At 73.7% G+C, this 22941-nt stretch carries 21 protein-coding genes, 1 tRNA gene and 1 other RNA gene; 19 read left to right on the top strand and 4 right to left on the bottom strand.

Features of this window, described 5'->3' with window-relative positions; genetic code table 11:
* Window positions 1–6 precede the first annotated feature (6 nt).
* A complete protein-coding gene (locus AC5L34_RS08565) occupies window positions 7–516 on the top strand; it encodes a DUF6912 family protein (protein WP_441174281.1) in 510 nt (169 codons plus the stop codon).
* A 61-nt stretch (window positions 517–577) separates the two neighbouring features.
* Here the strand turns inward: AC5L34_RS08565 and AC5L34_RS08560 are convergent, their stop codons facing one another.
* Complete coding sequence (locus AC5L34_RS08560) at window positions 578–1759, bottom strand: hypothetical protein (protein WP_494824379.1); 1182 nt, start codon at window positions 1757–1759, stop codon at window positions 578–580.
* Window positions 1760–2110: 351 nt separating this feature from the next.
* Here AC5L34_RS08560 and pruA point away from each other — a divergent pair, with 351 nt between their 5' ends.
* The 10 genes from pruA (at window position 2111) to AC5L34_RS08510 (ending at window position 11311) form a co-directional block, all read left to right on the top strand.
* Window positions 2111–3739: an L-glutamate gamma-semialdehyde dehydrogenase gene (gene pruA, locus AC5L34_RS08555; RefSeq protein ID WP_441174279.1), complete on the top strand. Its 1629-nt coding sequence runs from the start codon at window positions 2111–2113 to the stop codon at window positions 3737–3739.
* Window positions 3740–3847: 108 nt separating this feature from the next.
* On the top strand, window positions 3848–4651 hold the full coding sequence (locus AC5L34_RS08550) for a tryptophan 2,3-dioxygenase (protein ID WP_441174278.1): 804 nt from the start codon (window positions 3848–3850) through the stop codon (window positions 4649–4651).
* 152 nt (window positions 4652–4803) lie between these two features.
* Window positions 4804–5319 (top strand): PadR family transcriptional regulator, encoded by a 516-nt coding sequence (locus AC5L34_RS08545; RefSeq protein ID WP_089001880.1) that lies wholly within the window; start codon window positions 4804–4806, stop codon window positions 5317–5319.
* Window positions 5320–5624: 305 nt separating this feature from the next.
* Window positions 5625–6746, top strand: coding sequence for a peptide chain release factor 2 (gene prfB, locus AC5L34_RS08540; RefSeq protein ID WP_089001879.1), 1122 nt, complete (start codon window positions 5625–5627; stop codon window positions 6744–6746).
* A gap of 118 nt (window positions 6747–6864) precedes the next feature.
* The gene (gene ftsE, locus AC5L34_RS08535; protein ID WP_089001878.1) at window positions 6865–7545 is read left to right on the top strand and encodes a cell division ATP-binding protein FtsE; all 681 of its coding nucleotides are present in this window, start codon (window positions 6865–6867) and stop codon (window positions 7543–7545) included.
* Window positions 7546–7610: 65 nt separating this feature from the next.
* Window positions 7611–8486 (top strand): permease-like cell division protein FtsX, encoded by an 876-nt coding sequence (ftsX, locus tag AC5L34_RS08530; protein WP_441174275.1) that lies wholly within the window; start codon window positions 7611–7613, stop codon window positions 8484–8486.
* A 135-nt stretch (window positions 8487–8621) separates the two neighbouring features.
* Window positions 8622–9101, top strand: coding sequence for an SsrA-binding protein SmpB (gene smpB, locus AC5L34_RS08525; protein ID WP_088979560.1), 480 nt, complete (start codon window positions 8622–8624; stop codon window positions 9099–9101).
* A gap of 106 nt (window positions 9102–9207) precedes the next feature.
* Window positions 9208–9583: a transfer-messenger RNA gene (ssrA, locus tag AC5L34_RS08520) on the top strand.
* Window positions 9584–9837: 254 nt separating this feature from the next.
* Entirely contained in the window at window positions 9838–10308 is a 471-nt protein-coding gene (locus AC5L34_RS08515; RefSeq protein WP_441174274.1) for a hypothetical protein, read from the top strand.
* Window positions 10309–10348: 40 nt separating this feature from the next.
* Window positions 10349–11311: a hypothetical protein gene (locus AC5L34_RS08510; protein ID WP_494824376.1), complete on the top strand. Its 963-nt coding sequence runs from the start codon at window positions 10349–10351 to the stop codon at window positions 11309–11311.
* A 141-nt stretch (window positions 11312–11452) separates the two neighbouring features.
* Here AC5L34_RS08510 and mdlC read toward each other — a convergent pair whose 3' ends face one another.
* The gene (gene mdlC, locus AC5L34_RS08505) at window positions 11453–13048 is read right to left on the bottom strand and encodes a benzoylformate decarboxylase (RefSeq protein ID WP_441174272.1); all 1596 of its coding nucleotides are present in this window, start codon (window positions 13046–13048) and stop codon (window positions 11453–11455) included.
* 58 nt (window positions 13049–13106) lie between these two features.
* On the bottom strand, window positions 13107–13910 hold the full coding sequence (locus AC5L34_RS08500; protein ID WP_494824374.1) for an S-methyl-5'-thioadenosine phosphorylase: 804 nt from the start codon (window positions 13908–13910) through the stop codon (window positions 13107–13109).
* 151 nt (window positions 13911–14061) lie between these two features.
* Between AC5L34_RS08500 and AC5L34_RS08495 the strand changes: the two genes are divergently transcribed.
* The 3 genes from AC5L34_RS08495 to AC5L34_RS08485 all read left to right on the top strand — a co-directional run bounded on the left by AC5L34_RS08495 (window position 14062) and on the right by AC5L34_RS08485 (window position 15999).
* On the top strand, window positions 14062–14652 hold the full coding sequence (locus AC5L34_RS08495; protein ID WP_089001872.1) for a YqgE/AlgH family protein: 591 nt from the start codon (window positions 14062–14064) through the stop codon (window positions 14650–14652).
* Between the two features lie 111 nt (window positions 14653–14763).
* Window positions 14764–14836, top strand: a tRNA-Ala gene (locus AC5L34_RS08490).
* A gap of 221 nt (window positions 14837–15057) precedes the next feature.
* Entirely contained in the window at window positions 15058–15999 is a 942-nt protein-coding gene (locus AC5L34_RS08485; RefSeq protein ID WP_157747210.1) for a phytanoyl-CoA dioxygenase family protein, read from the top strand.
* 13 nt (window positions 16000–16012) lie between these two features.
* On the opposite strand, the gene mgrA is transcribed toward AC5L34_RS08485, so the two are convergent.
* A complete protein-coding gene (mgrA, locus tag AC5L34_RS08480; protein ID WP_441174270.1) occupies window positions 16013–17008 on the bottom strand; it encodes an L-glyceraldehyde 3-phosphate reductase in 996 nt (331 codons plus the stop codon).
* 75 nt (window positions 17009–17083) lie between these two features.
* Here mgrA and AC5L34_RS08475 point away from each other — a divergent pair, with 75 nt between their 5' ends.
* The 5 genes from AC5L34_RS08475 (at window position 17084) to AC5L34_RS08455 (ending at window position 22939) form a co-directional block, all read left to right on the top strand.
* The gene (locus AC5L34_RS08475) at window positions 17084–18052 is read left to right on the top strand and encodes an aldo/keto reductase (RefSeq protein ID WP_363898467.1); all 969 of its coding nucleotides are present in this window, start codon (window positions 17084–17086) and stop codon (window positions 18050–18052) included.
* A gap of 179 nt (window positions 18053–18231) precedes the next feature.
* Window positions 18232–19476, top strand: a complete 1245-nt coding sequence (locus tag AC5L34_RS08470) for a sensor histidine kinase (RefSeq protein ID WP_441174269.1) — start codon at window positions 18232–18234, stop codon at window positions 19474–19476.
* Window positions 19473–20144 carry a response regulator transcription factor gene (locus tag AC5L34_RS08465; RefSeq protein ID WP_357661184.1) on the top strand — a complete coding sequence of 224 codons (672 nt, stop codon included), beginning with the start codon at window positions 19473–19475 and terminating at the stop codon, window positions 20142–20144. The genes AC5L34_RS08470 and AC5L34_RS08465 overlap by 4 nt, the downstream gene beginning before the upstream one ends.
* Window positions 20145–20221: 77 nt before the next feature.
* Window positions 20222–21289 (top strand): hypothetical protein, encoded by a 1068-nt coding sequence (locus AC5L34_RS08460; RefSeq protein WP_494824371.1) that lies wholly within the window; start codon window positions 20222–20224, stop codon window positions 21287–21289.
* Window positions 21290–21475: 186 nt separating this feature from the next.
* A complete protein-coding gene (locus AC5L34_RS08455; RefSeq protein ID WP_441174267.1) occupies window positions 21476–22939 on the top strand; it encodes a magnesium chelatase ATPase subunit I in 1464 nt (487 codons plus the stop codon).
* Window positions 22940–22941: the final 2 nt, after the last annotated feature.

Here is a 22941-nt window from a genome sequence, read left to right as displayed (position 1 = left end):
CGACCGGTGACCGAGCAGCTTGTCCGGGTGTACGTGCCGGCGACCGTTCCGATGCTGACCCTCCTGCGCGGCCCCGGGCTGCCGGTGGCCGCCGCGCACGCGGTGACCCCCACGCTGCGCGAGTGGTACGCCGAGGGCGACGAGGAGGAGCTGGAGTACGTCGCCTTCACGCGGGCCGCCCAGGACGCGTTGCAACTGCTGCGGGCCGACCCGGACGCGCCCCGCCGCCGGGTGGTCGTCTCGGTGGACCTGCCCGCCTCGGCGGTGGCCCGGGGCGACGGAGAGCTGGGCTCCAGCGCGGTCGAGCTGGGCGACCCCGTGCCGGTCGGCGCCGTCGCGGCCGTCCACGTGGACGGCGCCGACGCGGTCGAGGACGTCACCGCCGCGACGGAGGCGGTCACCGAGGCCCTGGCCGGCGACGCGGACGCGCAGTTCACGGTCGACGGTGCCGAGGACCACGAGCTGGAGTGGTACGACGTCACCGAGCTGGACCTGCTGCTGCGCGCCACCTCCTGATCGACCGCCGCCCGCACCGACGGGGCGCCGACCGCGCCGGCGGGCGTGGCTGGTGCCCGGGTCAGCGGGTGAACGCGGTCTCGGCCGGCTCGTCGTCGTCGGCGTGGGCCGGCCCCAGGGTGCGGCCGAAGGCGATCATCGCGGTCAGGGCGCCGACGAAGAGCACCCAGATGGCGTTGTCGATCCGGGAGGTACCCAGCGAGGTCTGGGCCACCGCGTCCGCCTCGCTCAGCGCACCGGCCAGGTCGAGCAGGGACCGCCCGCCGACCCGGATGATCACCTCGGCCACGAGCAGGAGCAGGCCCGGGCCGGCCCCGGCCAGCAGGTAGGCGGGCCAGCGGGGCGCGGGCGCCGCCGCATCGAGCCGGGCGGCCCGACGGCGGGCCAGGGTCAGGTATCCGAAGGCCAGCAGCCCGGCCACCAGGCCGGCGAGCAGGGACTCGGTGCGCGAGACCCACTTGGCCGCGCTCAACAGCGACTCCTGGCCGTCGCCGCTGCCGAACAGGTCGAAGAGCGGGTCGCGGGCCCGGCTGAAGGCCACCACGAAGATCAGCGTGCCGAGGGCGGCGGCCACCACGGCCCCGACCACGGGCCCGCTGCGGGCGCCGGCGACGGCTCCGCCGATGGTCGCGGCGGCGGCGGTGGTGGCGGCGATCACGTTGGTGGTCGCGTTGTCGGCGTACGTCAGGTTGATCGCGAACGCGGCGGCGAGCCCGACGAGCAGGCCGGTGCCGATCGCCGCCAGGAAGCGCAGGGTGACCCGGTCGCTGCCCCGGCGGGCGAGCAGGTCCACGCCGAAGAGGGCGAAGCCGGCGCCCGCGACCAGCGCGGCCGAGATCACCCCCGGCAGGGCGAACGCGGAGAGGCTGATGGCGGTGAGCCCGGCTGCCGCCGAGCTGATCACCTCGCGGGTCGACCAGAGCATCGCGGCGAGCCACCCGAGGGCCAGCAGGGCGAGCACCGGCGCCCCGGGCGCGAACGCCGCAGCGGTACCGCCCCGCGCGTCGGCGGAGGGCCCGGCCCCGGTCGCGTCGGTCGTGTCCACCGGTCCGGCGCCGGTGGCGTCCTGTGCTTCGGCGGCGGCGTCCCCGACGGCGTCCGTCGTGGCGGCGTCGGCGGCCGACGCCGACCGGTCCGATGCTTCGGCGGCGGCGTCCCCGACGGCGTCCGTCGTGGCGGCGTCGGCGGCCGACGCCGACCGGTCCGACTCCGCGGCTGCGGAGCTGCCGGGCTGCTTGGTCATCGTGTTCCCTCCGACGGACGCCCGGCCCCGGTGGGCCGGCAGTTCACCGGCCACCCAGCGTACGCGTCCACGAGCCCCGTTCCCCGTGCCCGCCCTCCCGCCGCCGACCCGGGCCCGGGTCGACGAGCCCGCCGGCCCGGCGGAGGAGCCCTCGATCGATGAAGCCTGGCGCGGGGCGGCGACGCGGCGGCGACGGCCACGGGTGGGACGGCGGTGGGGGCGGGGCGTGGAAGAATCGGGAAAGGCCCCGCTGTCGTGACCGGTGAACCCGGCGCGGCGTCGGCGCCGGTCGTCCGGCCGGTGCCCGCGGGTCCGGTTTCGCCACCGCTGCCGAGATCGCCAGGAGCCTTGATGGACGCCGTGTTCTCCGTACCCGAGCCCCGCAACGAGCCGGTGCGCAACTACGAGCCGGGCAGCACCGACCGGGAACGGCTCCAGCGGCGGCTGACCGAGCTGGCCGCCGAGCGGATCGACCTGCCGATGACCATTGCCGGCGAGCAGCGGATGGCCGCCGGCGAGTCGATCGACGTCGTGCAGCCGCACAGGCACGCGCACGTGCTCGGCGTCACCGCCCACGCCACCCACGACGACGCCCGCGCCGCCGTGAAGGCGGCCAAGGACGCCGCCCCGATGTGGCGGGCCCTGCCGTTCGAGGAGCGGGCCGCGATCTTCCTGCGCGCCGCCGAGCTGCTCGCCGGCCCGTGGCGGGACACGCTGAACGCGGCCACCATGCTCGGCCAGTCGAAGACGGCGATCCAGGCCGAGATCGACGCCGCCTGCGAGTTCATCGACTTCCTCCGGTTCAACGTGCACTTCGCCCGGGAGCTGCTCGAGGCGCAGCCGATGTCGTCGCCGGGCGTGTGGAACCGCTTCGACCACCGCCCGCTGGAGGGCTTCGTCTACGCGGTCACCCCGTTCAACTTCACCGCCATCGCCGGCAACCTGCCCTCGGCGCCGGCCCTGCTGGGCAACACCGTGGTCTGGAAGCCGGGCCCGACCCAGCAGTTCGCCGCGCACTTCACCATGCGGCTGTTCGAGGCGGCCGGCCTGCCCCCCGGCGTGATCAACATGGTCACCGGGCGCGGCGAGGAGGTCTCCGACGTGGTGCTCGCCGACGCCGACCTGGCCGGCATCCACTTCACGGGCTCCACGAAGGTCTTCCAGCACCTGTGGCGGACCGTCGGCGAGAACATCTCCCGCTATCGCGGCTACCCCCGGCTGGTCGGCGAGACCGGCGGCAAGGACTTCGTCGTCGCGCACACCAGCGCCGACGTCGACGCCCTGCACACCGCCCTGATCCGCGGCGCCTTCGAATACCAGGGCCAGAAGTGCTCGGCGGCGTCCCGGGCGTACGTCCCGCGTTCGCTGTGGGAGGGCGGGCTGCGCGACCGGCTGGCCGCCACCGCGGAGTCCCTCACCTACGGCGACGTCACCGACTTCGGCAACTTCGGCGGCGCGGTGATCGACGCCAGGGCGTTCGACCGGCACACGGCCGCGCTGGAGTTGATCGGCGGCGACGACGCCTGCCGGGTCCTCGCCGGCGGCACCGCCGACGACTCGGTGGGCTGGTTCGTCCGGCCGACGCTCTTCGAGTGCACCGACGCGGCCCACGAGACCTTCACCACCGAGTACTTCGGGCCGATCCTCGGCGTGCACGTCTTCGACGACGGCCGCTTCGACGACGTGGTCGCCCAGGCCGAGTCGATCGCGCCGTACGCCCTGACCGGGTCGATCTTCGCGACGGACCGCCGGGTGGTCGACGCGGTGGCCGAGAAGATGCGGTACGCCGCCGGCAACTTCTACATCAACGACAAGCCGACCGGCGCGGTGGTCGGGCAGCAGCCCTTCGGCGGCGCCCGCGCCAGCGGCACCAACGACAAGGCCGGCTCCTGGCACAACCTCGTCCGGTGGATGTCGCCCCGCACGATCAAGGAGACCTTCGTCGCGCCGACCGACCACACCTACCCCCACATGGGCTGAGGCGTGCCGAAGGGCCCCCTCCCGGCGTCGAGCGCACGGGAGGGGGCCCTTCCCCGCACCCCTACCGGGGAGAGGCGGGGGCAGCCGTACGGCGGTACCGTGGCCGCTGTGACCCACCCCACCCCCGCTCAGGACCCCCACTTCGGCGAGCAGGGTGGCCTGCTCACCTACACCGACTACCTCCGGCTGGCCGACCTGCTGGCCGCCCAGGTGCCGGAGTCCGACCCGGCCTCCCACGACGAGCTGCTCTTCATCACCATCCACCAGGTCTACGAGCTGTGGTTCAAGCTGCTGCTCGCGGAGCTGACCGACGCCCGGGACCGGCTGCTCGCCGGCGAGACCTACCTGCCCCGGGTGCGGCTGGAGCGCTGCCACGTGGTGGAGCGGGTCCTGATCGGTCAGGTCGACGTGATCGACACGATGACCCCGCAGGACTTCCTGGCCTTCCGCACCAAGCTCGCCCCGGCCTCGGGCTTCCAGTCCGCCCAGTTCCGGGAGATCGAGTTCCTCTCCGGCCTGAAGGACCCGGACTACCTGCGCCGTTTCCGGGGCCTGCCCGACGCCGAGCGGGAGCGCCTGGAACGGCGGCTGGCCGAGCCGAGCCTCTGGGACGGCTTCCTGGCCGTGCTCGGCAGGGCCGGCTTCGACGTCGCCGAGGAGGAGTCGCGCTTCGCCGCGTACACCACCATCGCGGGGGACCGGGAGCGGTTCGGGCCGCTGTGGGACCTCGCGGAGGCGCTGGTCGCCCACGACCAGGCGTTCTCGCTGTGGCGGGCCCGGCACGTGCTGATGGCCGAGCGGCAGATCGGCACGAAGCCCGGCACCGGGGGCTCGGCGGGTGGGGCGTACCTGCGCTCGCGCGTGGAGACCCGGTTCTACCCGGAGCTGTGGGAGCTGCGTAGCCGGCTGTGACCCCCGGGCTTCCCCCGGGGACTCCCCGGGGGACCGTCCCGCCCGCCTCCCCGGCGGACTGTCTCGCGCCGACAGTGCACATAGGAACCCGACCGGGTGGCGAAAATGCCAAATCCTGGACGCCGGGTCGGCAAAGTGGCAGCGTGAGGGGCATGGCGGATTCCGGAGTCAACCCCACGGCGGCGGCCCTGCTCGGGCTGCTCCACGAGGGCCCCATGACAGGTGGCCAGTTGATGGCCGCCGCCGAGCGCCGGCTGGCGCCGTACTGGTCGATGACGCGTAGCCAGGTCTACCGGGAGCTGCCGGTGCTGGCCGAGCGGGGCCTGGTCCGGATGGGCAAGCCCGGCCCGCGTTCCAGCCAGCCGTACGCGATCACCGCAGCGGGAAAACGGACATTCTCCCGCTGGCTGGCCGAGGAGCCGGGGCGGGACACCATCCGCAATCCGATCGCCCTGCGGATCGCCTTCGGTGAGCTGCACTCGGCCAGCCAGCTCAAGAACCTCCAGGCGGCGGCCAACGAATACCACACCGAGGCCCTGGCCAAGGTCCGGGAGCAGGTCAAGAACGCCAAGAAGGAGGGCGACGCGTACGACGCCAGCGCGCTGGAGTTCGCCGTCGCCTACCACAAGGCCGCCCTGTCCTGGCTGAAGAGCGCCCCGGTCGGCTGACCGCCCCGGCCCGACGGCACCTTTTCGGCTCGTGACTGCGGGGTCTCGTAGGTTCACTCCTCGCACGAGCGGCACCTTTTCGGCTCGTGACTGCGGGGTCTCGTAGGTTCACTCCTCGCACGAGCGGCACCTTTTCGGCTCGTGACTGCGGGGTCTCGTAGGTTCACTCCTCGCACGAGCGGCACCTTTTCGGCTCGTGACTGCGGAGTCTCGTAGGTTCACTCCTCGCACGAGCGGCACCTTTTTGGCTCGTGACTGCGGGGCTCGCAAGCTCACTCCTCGCACGAGCAGTACCCTTGTCTGTCGTGACCGCTGCCGATTACGCCGAACAGCTCAAGGACCTCGACGCCACCCTGCGCAACATCGAGGCGGTGCTCGACATCGACCGGCTGCGCGCGGACAAGGACCGCCTGGAGCAGGAGGCCTCCGCGCCCGACCTGTGGGACGACCAGGCGAAGGCCCAGCAGGTGACCTCCCAGTTGTCGTACGTCAACGGCGAGATCAGCAAGCTCGGCAGCCTCCGTTCCGGGCTCGACGACGCCAAGGTGCTGCTGGAGCTGGCCGAGGCGGAGTCCGACCCGGGGGTGCTCACCGAGGTCGAGGCGGAGATCGCCTCGCTGGGCAAGGCCATCGAGGAGATGGAGGTCCGCACCCTGCTCTCCGGCGAGTACGACTCCCGGGAGGCCCTCGTCGCCATCCGGGCCGGCGCCGGCGGGGTGGACGCGGCGGACTTCGCCGAGATGCTGCTGCGGATGTACCTGCGCTGGGCCGAGCGGCACGGCTACCCGACGGAGGTCTACGAGACCTCCTACGCCGAGGAGGCGGGCCTGAAGTCGGCCACCTTCACGGTCAAGGTGCCCTACGCGTACGGCACGCTCAGTGTCGAGTCGGGCACCCACCGGCTCGTCCGGATCAGCCCCTTCGACAACCAGGGCCGCCGGCAGACCAGCTTCGCCGGCGTCGAGGTGCTGCCGGTGGTCGAGCAGACCGACAGCATCGAGATCCCCGAGAACGAGATGCGGGTCGACGTCTACCGCTCCTCCGGCCCGGGCGGGCAGAGCGTCAACACCACCGACTCGGCCGTGCGGCTCACGCACATCCCGACCGGCATCGTGGTCACCTGCCAGAACGAGAAGTCCCAGCTGCAGAACAAGGCCTCCGCGCTGCGGGTGCTCCAGGCCCGGCTGCTGGAGCGCAAGCGCCAGGAGGAGCAGGCCAAGCTCCAGGGCCTGAAGACCGACGCCGCCGGCTCCTGGGGCGACCAGATGCGCTCGTACGTCCTGCACCCGTACCAGATGGTGAAGGATCTGCGGACCGAGCAGGAGACGGGCAACCCGACCGCGGTCTTCGACGGCGACCTGGACAAGTTCCTGGAGGCGGGCATCCGGTGGCGCAAGCAGCAGCAGCTCGCCGGCGACGCTGCGTGATCGACCGTGGGCGGAGCGCGTCGTCGATCTCTCCGGTACGCCCGAATTGGATGACGCGACTCGCAACGGCGGGGCGTGGGGCTTGGCTCCCCGGTTACACCGCGTAGACTCACCACCCGTGATTCAGCTTGAGCAAGTGACGAAGACGTACCCGAAGGCGTCCCGGCCTTCGCTCGACAACGTGTCCGTCTCGATCGAGAAGGGCGAGTTCGTCTTCTTCATCGGTCCATCCGGCTCCGGCAAGTCCACCATCATCAAGTTGCTGCTGCACGAGGTCTCGCCCAACAAGGGGCGGGTCGTCGTCAACAGCAAGGACGTCACGTCGATGCGTTCCTGGAAGCGACCCCACTTCCGGCGTTCCATCGGCTGCGTGTTCCAGGACTTCCGGCTGCTGCCGAACCGCACCGCGTACGAGAACGTGGCGTTCGCCCTCGAGGTGATCGGCAAGACCAAGGCGGTCGCCCGCCGGGTCGTGCCCGAGGTTCTGGAGCTGGTCGGGCTCGGTGGCAAGGAGCACCGCTACCCGCACGAGCTCTCCGGTGGTGAGCAGCAGCGGGTCGCCGTCGCCCGGGCGTTCGTGAACCGTCCGCTGATCCTGCTCGCGGACGAGCCGACCGGAAACCTGGACCCGGACACCTCGATCGAGATCATGCGCCTGCTGGACCGGATCAACCGCACCGGCACGACCGTCGTGATGGTCACGCACGACTCCAACATCGTGAACCAGATGCGTCGCCGGGTCATCGAGATCGAGAGCGGCCGCATCGTGCGCGACCAGGCCCGCGGCGTCTACGGCTGAGCCGACGCCACCCCTGCGCAGCCTGACGACGAACACCTCATGCCGGAGACCCGGAGGAAATCCCGATGCGCGTGAAATACGTCCTGTCCGAGGTACTGGTCGGACTGTGGCGCAACGTGACCATGACCATCGCGATGATCATTACGATGGCGGTCTCGCTGACCATGCTCGGCGCCAGCGGTCTGATGTACCGCCAGGTCGACGACATGAAGGACCTGTACTACAAGAACATCCAGGTCTCCATCTTCCTCGACCAGGAGGTGAGCCCCGAGCAGCGTGACGCGCTGGCCGCCAAGCTGGAGGGCGACCCGCTGGTCAAGGAGAGCATCTACGTCAACAAGGACGAGGCGTACAAGCGCTTCCAGGAGATGTTCCAGGACGCTCCGGACCTGCTCAGCGCCGTGAAGGCGGACAGCCTGCCCGAGTCCTTCCGGCTCACGCTCAACAATCCTGAGCAGTACAAGAGCATCTACGACCAGTACAAGGACACCGAGGGCGTCGACGAGATCGTCGACCAGAGTCGGCTGCTGGACAAGATCTTCGACATCCTCACCTCGATCCAGAACATCGCCCTGGCCGCCGCCATCGTGATGGCCGTCGCCGCGCTGCTCCTGGTCGCCAACACGATCCAGGTGGCCGCGTACAGCAAGCGGCGTGAGGTCGCGGTCATGAAGCTGGTCGGCGCGTCGAACTGGTTCATCCAGGCGCCGTTCGTGCTGGAGGCCGTGGTCGCCGGTCTGATCGGTTCGCTGCTCGGCCTGGTGGCCCTGATCGCGGCCAAGTATCTGCTGTTCGACGGGTCGCTCCAGGCGTTGCAGGGTCTGCTCTCGCCGGTGAGCTGGGGCGACATCCTGTTCATGTTCCCGCTGATGGCCGGGGTCGGTGCCCTGGTCAGCGCGGTGACCGCCTGGGTCACGCTCCGCTTCTACCTGCGGGTCTGACGCCGTACGGCTCGACAAGGACCCTTCCGCGCCAGGAATAAACGGCGCGGGAGGGTCCTTGTCGTTCGGGTAGCATGATCTCCGCCCCGCGGCCGGTGACGTCCGGCGCGGATCACCGGAAAGGGGGTGGCGCCGATGCCACGGGAAAAGGGACGCAAGGTCGTCGCCTCCAACAAGAAGGCCCGGCACGACTACGCGATCCTCGACACCTACGAGGCGGGCATGGCGTTGACCGGCACGGAGGTCAAGTCGCTGCGGGCCGGGCGCGCGTCACTGGTCGACGCGTTCGCGCAGGAGCGCAACGGCGAGCTCTACCTGCACGGGATGCACATCCCGGAATACACGCAGGGCACGTGGACCAACCACGAGCCCCGGCGGACCCGCAAGCTGCTGCTCAAGCGGCTGGAGATCGACCGGCTGATCGGCAAGACCCGCGAGGGCGGCCTGACCATGGTGCCGTTGCAGGTCTACTTCTCCGACGGCTGGGCGAAGGTGGAGATCGCCCTGGCGAAGGGCAAGAAGTCGTACGACAAGCGGCAGGACCTCGCCAAGCGGGACGCGGACCGGGAGATCGCCCGGGTCGCCGGTCGGCGTGGCAAGGGAATGGACGACTGATCTGTCGCATTCGTCCCGGTCGGCGCGTCAGCCCCCGGGGCTCGGGATGAAACCCGTTGCGGTAGGCGTTACGCTTGTCGGTGCCGCCACATGGGCGGCCTGTCGAGGGGGTGACTGGTTTCGACTTCGTACGCAGCGACAGGGGAAGCGAGCCGAGGAAGCCGACGTCGTCTCGAGAATCGGTCGTCGGAAACCAATAAGCGCCAAGAACAATCGCGCTGACTTCGCTCTCGCCGCCTGAGGCGAGTAGTGAGTCTGTCGGCCTGGGAGTGCCTTCGACCCAGTCTGCCGGCATCAGCTAGAAGGCTGGCCAATCGGACCCGGTCGCGGGGTCCGTGCGGCGAGATCAATCAGCGACTGGGCCCGTCACACCAACTTGCTCGCGTGAGCGGTGGGGCCGAGTAGAGGCATAGCGAGCTGCGCTCGGAGAAGCCCTGACAAACCGGCGAAGGACCCGGGTTCGATTCCCGGCACCTCCACCACCCAGACGATGCGCCCCGGTCCACGCGACCGGGGCGCATCGTCGTGTCCGGCCCCGGCCGCCCGCCCTGGGCCGTGGCGCCGCCGGGCCGCCCTGGGCCGTGGTGCCGCCGGGCCGTCCCGTGCTGTGAGGTTGCTGGGCCTCAGGGGACAGGTGGGGCGGGCGGGACGGATGAGGTGGGGCCGGCCCCTGGACAGGGCGACGCGGCGGGTCCACCATCGCTGTACGCGGTCAGACGCGACGCGGGAGGTGCCCATGGTCACCGGTCCGATCCAGCAGCCGCCCACCCTTTCCGGAGGGCTCCGGCCGCCCGCCGCGCGCCGGCCCGCCGTCACCGGGCTCGGGGACCTGCACCCGCTCGCCCGGGCCCTGGCCGCCGCGCCGGCCGAACCGCGCTGGCGGGAACGCCTCCTCGTGGGGCTGGGCCCCGTGCGGCGGAGCTTCACCGAGCACGTCCGGGTCACCGAGGGGCCCGCCGGCCTGTACGCCGAGCTGCTCGGCCAGGCGCCCCGGCTGGCACGCGGCGTACGGCTGCTGGCCCGGGAGCACGTCGTGATCACCGCCGCGCTGGCCGCCCTCCAGCACGCGGCGGAGGCGCCGGACGCCTCGGTCGACGACCTGCTCGGCCGGGCCGGGTACCTGCTGCGGGTCCTCGCCGGGCACCGGCAGCGCGGCGCGGACCTGCTCTGGGAGGCGTACGAGACGGATCTCGGCGGAGAGACCTGATCGCGGGGAACCGGCGTGCGCGTGCCGGCGTCCAACCGACATGCGCCGTACCGCCGCCCTGCTGGGCCTTCCACTGTTGATGATCGTCGCCGGGTGCGCGCCGGCCGGCTCCGACCCCGCTGTCGACGCGCCCGCCGCCGACCCGCGCCGGGACGCCTTCGCCCAGCGGGCCACCGAGGTGGCCGACGCGTGGCGACCGCTCCCCGCGTGGAAGTCCGGTTACGTGCCGTTGCAGGACCCGACGGTGCTCGTCGGCGACCCGGGCTTCACCGAGGAGACCAGGGTCGCCTTCCGCAGCGGCTGGTACCGCGACCAGATCGACCTGCCGACCGCGAAGCCCGCCGACGGCGCCATCCGGTTCCCGGACGGCACGTTGAGCGTCCCGCTGGTCAGCGCCGCCACCGCGTACGGGCAGCTCGACCAGGGCGACCCGCCGCCGTGCGACGGCCGTCCCCGGGACCCCGGGCCGAAGCTCCCCGGCGGTGGTCCCACCATCGAGCCGGGCCCTGACGGCCCGGTGAGCAGCGCCCCGCACACCGCCTGCGTTCCGCTCACGGTCACCGCCGTGAAGCTGGGCACCGCGCCCGTGCGCACCAGCCGGGGCGAGGCGCAGGTGCCGGCGTGGCTGTTCACCGTCGAGGAACTTGCCGCGCCGGTCGCCCGGCTCGCCGTGGCGCCGCAGGCCGTCAGCGCACCGCCCGAGCCCGCCCCGCCGGCCGGCCCGGCCCCGCAGGGCGTGGTCGGCGCCCAGGACGTCCAGTCCGTCGACGGCGCCGAGCTGACCTGGCGGCTCGGCGTGGGCAGCTGCGACACCGGGATCACGCCGCTGGTGCAGGAGCGCGACGACGTCGTGGTGGTGGGCGGCAGCGTGGTCACCGCCACCGGTGTGTGCAACTCGATGCTGAAGCTCGAACCGGTCACCGCCACGCTGAAGGCGCCGCTGGGTGGCCGGCCGGTCCTCGACGTGCTCACCGGCGCGCCGCTGCGCCTCGCGTCGAGCTGACGCGCCGGGTGCCGGTCCTGGCCGGACCCCCGCGCTCGCGCAGCCGCCGGCACAGGGCAGTCACGCCACCGTCCCGGGCCGGCGAGATCGGCGCCGCGCTGGGAGTTGACGGAGCGGGCCGCCCGGCGCGGACCGGGCGGCTCACAGGAGGCGGGGCACCTCGGTGCTGACCGGCACCGGCAGCACCGTCGGGCCGTCCGCGTGCAGCCCGGCGGCCAGGGCCTCGCCGAGCTGCTCCGGGGTCTGCGCGACGGTGGCGGCGCAGCCGTAGCCGCGGGCGATGGCGGTGAGGTCCAGCCCGGGCAGGTCCAGCCCGGGCACCCCGGGCGTGTCCTTGAACGCGGCGAAGGCCTTCAGGATGGCGTACTGCTGATTGACCGGCACCACGACGACCAGCGGCAGGCGCAGCCGCGCGGCCGTCCAGAGCGCCTGCACCGAGTAGTGGAACGACCCGTCCCCGATGACCGCCACCACCGGCCGTCCCCGTCCGGTGTCGCGCTGGGCGAGCGCGACGCCGACCGCCGCCGGCAGGCCGTACCCGAGGCCGCCGCTGGCCATCGTGAAGTACGACCCGGGGCGGGTGGCGCGCAGCCGGCGGCGCAGCGCCGGCAGGTTGGACGGCGACTCCTGGACCAGGATCCCGTCGGCCGGCCAGTGCCGGGCCAGGGCGGCGAAGAGGGCGTCGGGTTCCAGCGGCAGCCCGTCGGCCGGCGGCGGCGGGTCGGGGCGCGCCGGCGGCGCCGGCCGGTCCGCCGCCGGGAGCAGGTCGACCAGGGCGGCCAGGGCCAGCCCGGCGTCGCCGAGCAGGCTGTCGCCCACGGGGGCCCGGGCCGCCTCGTCGGGGTCGTCGGTGACGTGCAGCAGACGCGCCCCGGCGGGCAGGTGCTCGCCCGGCACGTGCGGGTAGTAGCGGAACACCGGCGCCCCCACCACCAGCACGGTGTCGTGCCCGTCCAGGGCCTGCGACAGCGGCCCGATCGCGAAGGGGAGCACTCCCCGGAAGAACGGGTGGTCCTCGGGGAAGGCGGCCCGCTCCGGGGCGGGTGCCGACCAGACCGGCGCGGCCAGCCGCTCCGCCAGCGCCACGGCGGCGGGCCAGCCGTCGGCCCGGTCGACGGCCGCGCCGAGCACCAGCACGGGCGCGCGGCTGGCGGCCAGCACGTCGGCGAACTCGCGCAGCCGGTGCGGGTCGGGGGCGAACCGGGTGGCCACCGTCCGCACCGCCGGCGGCGGGCCGGACGGCTGCGCCCAGTCGTCGAGGGGCAGCGAGAGGAAGACCGGCCCGGCGGGCGGCTGCACGGCCGTCGCGTACGCCCGCATCAGCGCCGCCGGGACGTCCTGCGCGCGCACCGGCTCGTGGCTCCACTTGACGTACGGCTGGGGCAGCTCGGTGGCCCGCCGGCTGGTCAGCCGGGGCTCGGCCAGCAGCATCTCCCGGGTCTGCTGGCCGGCGGTGACGATCAGCGGGGTGCGGTTGTGCCACGCGGTGACCAGGTTGCCCATGCCGTTGCCCGTGCCGGGGGCGGTGTGCAGGTTGACGTGCGCCGGCCGGCCGGTGACCTGCGCGTAGCCGTCCGCCATGCCGACGGCCGACGCCTCGTGCAGGGCGTGCACGTAGTGGAAGTCGTCGGGGAAGTCCCGCAGGAACGGCTCCTCGGTGGAGCCCGGGTTACCGAAGACGGTGGTCAGGCCGAGGGCACGGAGCAGGTCGTACGTGGTGTCGCGGACCGTAGCCATCGTCTCCCAATCTATCGGGACGACTCGGGCGGTCCGGGCCTTTCGCCCCCCTCGCGCCTCAGGGCAGCGCGAAGGGCAGGGTGATGCCGTCCAGCGCGCGCCCGCAGTCGCAGTCCCGCTCGGTCGGCAGCTCGGCGACGGCCGCCAGCAGCATGCCCCGCAGCCGGTCCGTGTTCTCGCCGAAGACCCGGAACACCTCCTCCTGCGTCACCGCCCCGCCGCCCTCGACGCCCGCGTCCAGGTCGGTGACCAGGGCGATCGAGGAGTAGCAGAGGGCCAGCTCGCGGGCGAGCACCGCCTCCGGGTGGCCGGTCATGTTGACCACCGCGCCGCCGATCGAGGCGTACCACCGCGACTCGGCCCGGGTGGAGAAGCGCGGGCCCTCGACCACCACCACCGTCCCGCCGTCGACCGCCGGCACGTCCCGGCCGGCCGCGGCGGCCAGCAGCGTACGCCGCCCGGCCGGGCAGTACGGGTCGGCGAAGGAGACGTGTACCGCGCCCCGGTCGTAGTAGGTCTGCGTCCGCCCGCTGGTGCGGTCGATCAGCTGGTCGGGCACCACGAACGTGCCCGGCCCGAGCTCCGGCCGCAGGCCGCCCACGGCGCAGGGGGCGAGCACCTGGCGTACGCCGAGCGAGCGCAGCGCCCAGAGGTTGGCCCGGTACGGGATCAGGTGCGGCGGGTGGCGGTGGTCGCGGCCGTGGCGGGGCAGGAACGCCACCCGCCGCCCGCCCACCTCGGCGACGGTGACGGCGTCGGACGGCGGCCCGTAGGGCGTCTCCACCACGTGCTCGGTCGCGCCGTCGAGCAGTGCGTAGAGCCCTGAGCCACCGATCACCGCGAGTTCCGCCGTGGGACCCATCGGTCCTCCCTCGTGTCTGTCGATCAACCGACCGTCAGACCTTAACCACCGCCCCGGGGGCAAGCTATGGTGCCAGGCATGGCGTTCACAGCGCGGATGACACCGGTGCCCCCGGGCGTCCCGGTCCGGTCGGTCTGACGGGGTGTCCGGCATGCAGGGAGAGGGGCAGGCCATCGGCGGGCGGGCGACGGGGTCGATGACCGGGCGGCTGCTGGTCGCGACGCCGGCGCTGAAGGATCCGAACTTCGACCGTACGGTCGTGCTGCTGGTGGCGCACGAGCCTGGCGGCGCCCTCGGTGTGGTGCTCAACCGGGCCACCGAGGTGCCGGTCGCCGACGTGCTCGGCGACTGGAGCGACCTGGCCCGCGACCCGGCGGTGCTCTTCGAGGGCGGCCCCGTGCAGCCCGACTCGGCGATCTGCCTGGCCCGGATGCGGCACCCGGTGCAGCGGCTAAGGGGATTCCACCAGGTCTCCGGGGCGGTCGGCACCCTCGACCTCTCCGTCGACCCGGGGCCGCTGCGCGAGGGCATCACCGGCATCCGGGTCTTCGCCGGCTACTCCGGCTGGGGCACGGGGCAGTTGGAGCAGGAGATCGAGGACGGCTCCTGGTTCGTCCTCGACGCGCTGCCCGGCGACGCCTTCGTCGACCGGCCGGACGACCTGTGGCCGATGGTGCTGCGCCGTCAGGGCGGCATGATGGCGGCGGTCGCGCACTTCCCGCCGGACGTGGCGCTCAACTGAACGCCGGGACGCCCGGGTGCCGCGCCCGCCGACGGGTGGCCCCCCGCGAGATGACCATGCGACGGGCGCTGTGTATAGTTCTCTCGTGCCCGGGTGACCGGGACGAGGCAAGGGGCCGTGGCGCAGCTGGTAGCGCACCACACTGGCAGTGTGGGGGTCAGGGGTTCGAGTCCCCTCGGCTCCACCCTTGCGAAAGCCCTGGTGCGGGAGTCGTCCCGCCCCAGGGCTTTCGGCTTTCCGGCGTGGTCCCGCACCGCCGCCCGCCGACGGCGAGCGGAATAGGGGTTCCGTCCCACGAATGAGGCGTTGTCGCCCGTCGGCGCCCGTGCCACGATCGCCGCACTGGAGGCCCTTCCCCGCCCGGTGGTGGGGCCGATCCCGTGGCGCGCCGCGAAGGAGCCGATGGTGGATCACCCCCACGCGTTGACAGCCGAGCAGTCGGAGCAGTTCCGGCGCGACGGGCACCTGATCCTGCGGGGCGTGCTCCCCACCGCGACGCTCGACGCGCTGCACGGCTCGTTCAGCCGCGTCGTCGACCACCTCGCCCGGCAGTGGCAGCAGCGGGGAGTGGTCACCGAGACCTTCGCCGACCTGCCGTACGACCAGCGCTACCTGCGCCTGATCGAGTCCAGCCAGGTCCGCGTGCCGGCCGCCTGGCGGCGGATCCTGGTGGGACGCCCGGTGTACGACCTGTGGCGCACCCCGGAGCTGCTCGGGCCGGTGCGCAGCCTGATCGGTGACGAGGTCTACGCGCACGGCGTGTGGAACGCCCGGCCGCGTGACCCCCACGGCCGTACCCAGCAGGTCGCCTGGCACCAGGACGCCTACTACTACAAGGGCTGGGACCCGTCGGTCGGGCCGCTGCTGTCGGCGTGGATCCCGCTGGTGCCGGTCGACGAGGACACCGCCTGCCTCCAGTTCGTCACCGGCTCGCACACCCGGGGCTGGATCTCCCGCGACCGCCTGCCGAACGGCGAGTACGGCACGTCGGACGAGGCCGTCGGGGACGGCCCGGTCAGCACGGCCCGGATGGAGCCCGGCGACGTGGTGATCTTCACGGACACGACGCTGCACCGCTCGACGCCCAACGTGTCGGACCGCATCCGGTGGAACATCGACATCCGGTTCGCCCCGGCCGTCGACGAGGTGATCCGGAACTCGCCGCGCGGCTACCGCTGCTTCAGCGCCGCCGACCCGGCCCGGGTCGAGTCGTTCGAGACCTGGGCCGGCCGCTACCGCTACGAGCCCGAGGACCTGCTGACCGAGCTGACCAACTTCGAGGAGGGCTACGACCTCGACGTGCTCAGGGCCTTCTCCCGGGCGTCGCCGTACGCCGACATCTACTGAGGACGCCGCCGGCTCAGCCGAGGTGACGCTCGATCTCGGCCAGCTCGTCGGCGCCGAGGTCGAGGTTGTCGAGGGCGGCGATGTTCGCCTCCAGCTGCGGCACGCTGCTCGCCCCGATGATCAGGCTGGTCATCCGGGCATCGCGCAGCGCCCAGGCGAGCGCGAGCTGGGCCAGCGACTGGCCGCGCCGCTCGGCGACCGCGCCGAGCGCCCGGATGGTGGCCATCCTGGCCTCGTCGAGGTCGCCCTCGCTGAGGAAGACGCTGGTGCGCACCCGGGAATCCTCGGGGATGCCGCCCAGGTAGCGGTCCGTGAGCAGCCCCTGGGCCAGCGGGCTGTACGCGATGCAGCCCGCGCCGACCCGCTCCAGCGTGTCGAGCAGGCCGTCGTCCTCGGTCCACCGGTTGAACATCGAGTACGACGGCTGGTTGATCAGCAGCGGCGTACCCAGGTCGCGCAGGATCGCGGCGGCCCGCTCGGTCTGCGCCGAGTCGTAGTTGGAGACGCCGACGTAGAGCGCCTTGCCGGCCCGCACGACGGCGTCCAGGGCGCCCATCGTCTCCTCCAGCGGGGTGTCCGGGTCGAAGCGGTGCGAGTAGAAGATGTCGACGTGGTCCAGCCCGAGGCGGCGCAGCGACTGCTCCAGCGAGGAGACCAGGTACTTGCGCGAGCCCCACTCGCCGTACGGGCCGGGCCACATGAGGTACCCGGCCTTGGTGGAGACGACCAACTCGTCCCGGTACGCCCTCAGGTCGGTGGCGAGCATCCGGCCGAAGCTCTCCTCGGCGGCGCCCGGCGGTGGCCCGTAGTTGTTCGCCAGGTCGAAGTGGGTCACGCCGAGGTCGAAGGCGCGGCGCACGATGTCCCGCTGCCGCTCGTACGGCCGGTCGGGGCCGAAGTTGTGCCACAGCCCGAGCGAGATGGCGGGCAGCCGCAGCCCGCTGCGTCCGCTGCGCCGGTAGGTCATCTTGTCGTAGCGCTGGTCCGCGGCGAGGTAGGTCACGGTCACCGAGCCTAGCCCCGCCGGCCGCCGACGCGCGGCGAACGGGCCTGGGACAACGGACGCCGGGGTAGTTTCGGGGCCATGCGTTTCGTCGAGCTCGACACCCCGAAGCCCCTGTCCAAGATCGGCCTCGGCACCTGGCAGTTCGGGTCCCGGGAGTGGGGCTACGGCCCCGAGTACGAGCGCCGGGCGGCCGACATCGTCCGGCGCGCCGTCGACCTCGGGATCACCGTCTTCGACACCGCCGAGCTGTACGGCTTCGGCCGCAGCGAGCGGATCCTCGGCGACGCCCTCGGCGACGACCGGCAGAAGGTGGTGCTCGCCACCAAGATCTTCCCGATCCTGCCGGTCGCCCCGGTGGTGCAGCAGCGGGCGGTCGCCTCGGCCGCCCGGCTCGGCGTCACCCACCTCGACCTCTACCAGGTGCACCAGGCCAACCCGCTGGTCGCCGACCACACCACGATGCGCGGCATGCGCGCGTTGCAGGACGTCGGGCTGGTCGGCGAGGTCGGCGTCAGCAACTACGGCCTGCGCCGCTGGCAGGTCGCCGAGGCGGCGCTCGGCCGGCGGGTGCTGAGCAACCAGGTCCGCTACAGCATGATCGACCGTGGGCCCGAGCACGACCTGCTGCCGTACGCGAAGCAGGCCGGCCGCGTCGTCATCGCGTACAGCCCGCTCGCCCAGGGGTTCCTCTCCGGCCGCTACGACGCGAAGAACCCGCCGAGCGGCGCGGTACGCCGGGCCAACCCGTACTTCCTGCCCGAGAACCTGGAACGCGGCGCGACCCTGATCGAGACCCTGCGGCAGGTGGCCGACGCCCACGACGCCACCCCCAGCCAGATCGCCCTGGCCTACCTGCTGCGCCACCCGAACGTGCTGGCCATCCCCGGCGCGTCCGGCGTGGAGCAGGTCGAACGCAACGCGGCGGCCGCCGACATCGACCTGGCCGACGACGAACACGCCGCGCTCGCGCGGGCGGCCAAGGAGTTCCGCCCGATCACCGGCCTCGCGGCGGCGCCCCGCCTGCTGCGGGCCCGGATCGGCCGGTGACCCCGCCGCCGGACACACCGCCGCCGGACTGACGGCGTCGAGCTGGCCGCCGCTGAGCTGACCGGCGTCGGGCCACACCCGGCCGGGTGGGCGCCGGGGCGGCCGGGCGGCCCGCCCGTCCGCCGATCTCCCCGACGTGGGGGAGTCGGCCCGGGGCGGGACCGGGACAGAATGGGCCGGTGAAGCCCCGCACGGTCGTCGCCCCGCTGGTGGCCGCCAGCACCTGGCGGCGCGGCGTGTTCCTGCTGCTCGGCGGGGTGCTCGCGCTGCCGTACGTGCTGCTCGCGGTGGCCTTCGCCCAGATGCTGACCCGCTCGGACGTGCCCCGGCCGCTGGTGCTGTCCCTGCTCGCCGTCGCGGCGACCATCGCGGCGGTCCCGGTCTTCCTCGACGGACCCCGGGCGTTGGAGATCGCCGCCGCGCGGACCCTGCTCGGCGTCGACCTGCCGGACCCGGCCCCCGGGCACGCCGCCGACCGGGAGACCCGGCTGCGCTCGGCGCTCTGGATCGGGCTGCACCTGATCAGCGGCGGGCTCGTGGTGGCCGCGCTGTTCAGCGCCGTGCCCATGGCGCTGGCCTTCATCGGGCAGCAGTTCGGGCTCGACACGGGGATGACCGGCGGCGACCGGTTCGGGCCGCTCGACGGGCGGGACACCGGCTGGCTGACCGTCGCGGGCGTCGTGGTGCTGGTGACGCTCGGCTACGCCGTGGCGGGGCTGGGCGCGCTGGCGGTGTCGATGGCCCCCGTGCTGCTCGGCCCGGCCCCGGCGGAACGGATCGCGGCCCTGGAGGCGCGCGCCACGCGCCTGGCCGAACGCAACCGGCTGGCCCGGGAGCTGCACGACTCGGTGGGCCACGCCCTCACCGTCGCCACCCTCCAGGCCGGGGCCGCCCGCGAGCTGCTGGACCGGGACCCGGAGTTCGTCCGGCGCGCGCTCGGCGCGATCGAGGAGGCGGGGCGACGGGCCATGGACGACCTCGACCACGTGCTGGGGCTGCTCCGCGAGCCCGACGGGCGGCCGGCGGCGCCCGCGCCGCAGCGTACGCTCGCCGACCTGGACCGGTTGGTGGCCGACACCCGCGCGGCCGGCCTGCCGGTCGACGCCCGGCGCACCGGCGACCCGGCCGACCTGCCGGCGGCGGTCTCCCGGGAGGGCTACCGGATCGTCCAGGAGGGGCTGACCAACGCCGCCCGGTACGGCCGGGGGCCGGTCGCGCTGCGCCTCGACGTGCACGCCGACGCGCTGGAGTTGGAGCTGGACAACGCGCTGGGCCGGCCGCGCCGCGCGGACCCGGGCCGGGGCGGCCGGGGCCTGGACGGGATGCGGGAACGGGTGCTGCTGTTGGGCGGCCGGTTGACCGTCGGGCCGGACGGCGACCGCTGGCGCATCCGGGTGCGGCTGCCGTTCGAGGAGGGCCGATGACGACCGGGACCGCGACGCCGAGCACGGGCGTGCTGATCGTCGACGACGACGAGCTGATCCGGGTCGGGCTGCGGGCGATCCTCGACGCCCAACCCGACCTGCGGGTGCTCGGCGAGGCCGCCGACGGCGCGGAGGTGCCGCCGCTGGTGGCCCGGCTGCGCCCGCAGGTGGTGCTGATGGACGTGCGGATGCCCGGCATCGACGGCATCCAGGCGACGCGACGGCTGCTCGCCACCTCCGCCGACCCGCCCCGGGTCCTCGTGGTGACCACGTTCGCCAACGACGAGTACGTCTACGAGGCGCTGCGCGCCGGGGCCAGCGGATTCCTGCTCAAGCGGGCCCGGCCCGCCGAGGTGGTGGAGGCGGTCCGGGTGGTGGCGCGGGGCGAGTCGCTGCTCTTCCCCGCCGCCATCCGCCGCCTCGCCGGGGCGTACGGGGGGCGGGGCGCCGACCGGCTGGCGTCCGCCCGGCTCACCGACCGGGAGGCCGAGGTGCTGCGGCTGATGACCACGGGACTGTCCAACCCGGAGATCGCCACGCACCTGGTGGTCGGGGTGGAGACCGTGAAGACCCACGTCGGCAACGTGCTGGCCAAGCTCGGCGTACGCGACCGCACCCAGGCGGTGATCGCCGCGTACGAGTCGGGATTCGTCACCCCGTCGGGCTGAGCTTTCCCTCCCGAGGGGGAGCCGGTTCACCGCCGCACGGGAGGGCGGGCGCGGCCCGTCGGCCGAGGCTGGGAGGCATGACGACGACCACCGCTCCCACCCACCGACCGGCCCTCGACCGGCTCGCCCCGGTCGCCGCCGGCTGGCTCGGCCTCTGGGGACTGCTCGCCCTGGTCAGCGCCGTCACCGGCGCCGGCTACCCGTTCGGGGCGAACGATCCGCGCGGCGGCGAGGCCAACCTGCTCCGGCTGGTCCCCACCGACCTCGGGCCACCCCTGTTCGCCGTGCTGCTGCTCGGCGCCGCGGTGGCCGCGCTCGCCATGACCGGGCCGGCCCGCAGCCCGGCCCGGCCGCTGCGCACCCTGCTGCTGGCGTACGCCTGGGCCGTCGCCTTCCTGCTCGCCGTCGTCGTGCCGGACGTGGGGGTGCTGACGATCCTCGGCTACGCCCCGATCCTGCTCGTCGGCGCGCCGTTCGGCTGGCCGCCGGTCGACTACGCCGAGGTGTTCACCTGGGCGCTGTCCGTCCGGTTCGCGGCCGTGGTCGGCGGGGTGCTGCTGGCCGGGGCGGCGCTGCGTTGGCAGCGGCGCACCGCCGGCGCCTGCCCGGCGTGCGGTCGCGACGGCGTCGACCACGGCTGGACCTCGCCCGCCTCGGCCGCGCGCTGGGGACGCGTGGCGGCCTGGACGGCGGCCACCATCCCCGCCCTGTACGCGGTCACCCGGCTCGCCTGGGCGCTCGACGTCCCGCTCGGCATCGAACGGTCGTTCCTCGACGAGATGCGGGAGTCGGGCCTGGTCTGGGCGGGTGCCGGGCTGGGCGGCTTCGCCCTGGTGGGCGCGGTGCTCACCCTCGGGCTGGTGCAGCGGTGGGGGGAACGGTTCCCGCGCTGGACGGTGGGCCTGGCCGGGCGGCCGGTGCCGGTCGCGCTGGCCGTCGTCCCGGCGACCCTGGTCGCGGTGGCGGTCACCGCGGCGAGCCTCGGCCTGCTCGCCAGCCCCGACTTCTGGGACTTCTCCGGCGGGCTCAGCCTGGCCACCGCCCCGATGCTGCTCTGGCCGCTCTGGGGCGTCGCGCTCGGCGCCGCCACGTACGCGTACCACCTGCGCCGCCGGGGCGCCTGCCGGCGTTGCGGGCGCGGCTGAGGCCGCCGCACGCGGTTGCGGGCCGGGGGACCTGACGGGGGGTGCCCGGCCCGGGACGCGTGGCGGATGGGGGGTGTCGTCGACGGGCCGTGCGGGCGAGCGGCCGGTCGGCGGCGCCCCGCCCGCCGCCGTCCGGGATAGGGAGTGAGCTTTCGACGAGGTCGCCGCGTCGCCTCGTGAGCTAGCGTGGGTCGGGTGACTGCGCCTTCCCCGGTTACCCCGGCCCCACCGGCCGACCTGCCCGGCACGCTCGGCGAGCTGCGGGCGGCCGGCCACGCGTACCGCACGGTCAAGCGGGAACTCCGCGACAACCTCCTGGCCCGGATGCGTTCCGGCGCCGACCGCTTCCCCGGCATCGTCGGATACGACGACACGGTGCTGCCCGAGGTCGAGCGGGCCCTGCTCGCCGGGCACGACATGGTGCTGCTCGGCGAGCGGGGCCAGGGCAAGACCCGGCTCATCCGCTCGCTGGTGGGCCTGCTCGACGAGTGGACCCCCGTGATCGCCGGCTCGGTGCTCAACGAGCACCCGATGCACCCGCTCACCCCGGCCTCGCGGGCGCTGGTCGCCGAGGCCGGCGACGCCCTGCCGGTGGCCTGGCTGCACCGCTCGATGCGCTACGGCGAGAAGCTCGCCACCCCGGACACCAGCGTCGGCGACCTGATCGGCGACGTCGACCCGATCCGGATCGCCCAGGGGCGCACCCTCGGCGACCCGGAGACCATCCACTTCGGGCTCGTCCCGCGCACCAACCGGGGCATCTTCGCCGTCAACGAGCTGCCCGACCTGGCCGAGCGGATCCAGGTGGCGCTGCTCAACGTGCTGGAGGAGCGGGACATCCAGGTCCGCGGCTACCAGCTGCGGCTGCCGCTGGACCTGTTCCTGGTGGCCAGCGCCAACCCGGAGGACTACACCAACCGGGGCCGGATCATCACCCCGCTGAAGGACCGCTTCGGCGCCGAGGTCCGCACCCACTACCCGGTCGACCTCGACCTGGAGCTGGCCCTGATCCGGCAGGAGGCCGACCTGGTCGCCGAGGTGCCGGAGCACGTGCTGGAGGTCCTCGCGCGGTTCGCCCGCGCGGTGCGCGAGTCGCCGTCGGTGGACCCTCGCTCCGGGGTCTCCGCCCGCTTCGCCATCGCCGCCGCCGAGACGGTCGCCGCCGCCGCGCTGCGCCGCGCCGGCCTGCTGGCCGTCGCCGACACCCCCGAGGGGGTACGCCCCGAGGCACCGGTCGCCCGGGTCGGCGACGCGGTGCCGGTGACGTCGACCCTGCGCGGCAAGGTCGAGTTCGAGAGCGGCGAGGAGGGCCGGGAGGTGGAGATCCTCGGCCACCTGCTGCGTACCGCGACCGCCGAGACGTTCCGGGCCCGGCTGGCCGGGCTGGACCTCTCCGGCTTCACCGCCCTCGTAGACGGGGACGCGGTGATCGAGACCGGGGAGCTGGTCGGCTCCGCCGAGCTGCTGCGCCAGGTGGGCACCGTACCCGGGCTCGCCAAGGCCCTGGACCGGCTGGGGCTGGGCGACGCGCCCAGCCCCGAGCAGGCGGCGGCCGGCGTGGAGTTCGTCCTGGAAGGGCTGCACCTGACCCGGCGGCTCGGCAAGGACGTCACCGACTCCGGCCGGACCCGCTACGGCGGCCGGGCCTGAGC

The organism is Micromonospora sp. ZG13, assembly GCF_059359355.1.
This window is presented reverse-complemented; position numbering and strand designations above follow the sequence as displayed.

Bases quoted from the DNA above. Each gene is read 5' to 3' on its own strand.
- AC5L34_RS08475 (WP_363898467.1), top strand. From the start codon at position 17,084: ATGCGTTTCGTCGAGCTCGACACCCCGAAGCCCCTGTCCAAGATCGGC.
- ftsX (WP_441174275.1), top strand. From the start codon at position 7,611: ATGCGCGTGAAATACGTCCTGTCCGAGGTACTGGTCGGACTGTGGCGC.
- AC5L34_RS08500 (WP_494824374.1), bottom strand. From the start codon at position 13,910: ATGGGTCCCACGGCGGAACTCGCGGTGATCGGTGGCTCAGGGCTCTAC.
- AC5L34_RS08515 (WP_441174274.1), top strand. From the start codon at position 9,838: ATGGTCACCGGTCCGATCCAGCAGCCGCCCACCCTTTCCGGAGGGCTC.
- AC5L34_RS08465 (WP_357661184.1), top strand. From the start codon at position 19,473: ATGACGACCGGGACCGCGACGCCGAGCACGGGCGTGCTGATCGTCGAC.
- pruA (WP_441174279.1), top strand. From the start codon at position 2,111: ATGGACGCCGTGTTCTCCGTACCCGAGCCCCGCAACGAGCCGGTGCGC.
- AC5L34_RS08560 (WP_494824379.1), bottom strand. From the start codon at position 1,759: ATGACCAAGCAGCCCGGCAGCTCCGCAGCCGCGGAGTCGGACCGGTCG.
- AC5L34_RS08460 (WP_494824371.1), top strand. From the start codon at position 20,222: ATGACGACGACCACCGCTCCCACCCACCGACCGGCCCTCGACCGGCTC.
- smpB (WP_088979560.1), top strand. From the start codon at position 8,622: ATGCCACGGGAAAAGGGACGCAAGGTCGTCGCCTCCAACAAGAAGGCC.
- AC5L34_RS08495 (WP_089001872.1), top strand. From the start codon at position 14,062: ATGCAGGGAGAGGGGCAGGCCATCGGCGGGCGGGCGACGGGGTCGATG.
- AC5L34_RS08545 (WP_089001880.1), top strand. From the start codon at position 4,804: ATGGCGGATTCCGGAGTCAACCCCACGGCGGCGGCCCTGCTCGGGCTG.
- AC5L34_RS08510 (WP_494824376.1), top strand. From the start codon at position 10,349: ATGCGCCGTACCGCCGCCCTGCTGGGCCTTCCACTGTTGATGATCGTC.
- mdlC (WP_441174272.1), bottom strand. From the start codon at position 13,048: ATGGCTACGGTCCGCGACACCACGTACGACCTGCTCCGTGCCCTCGGC.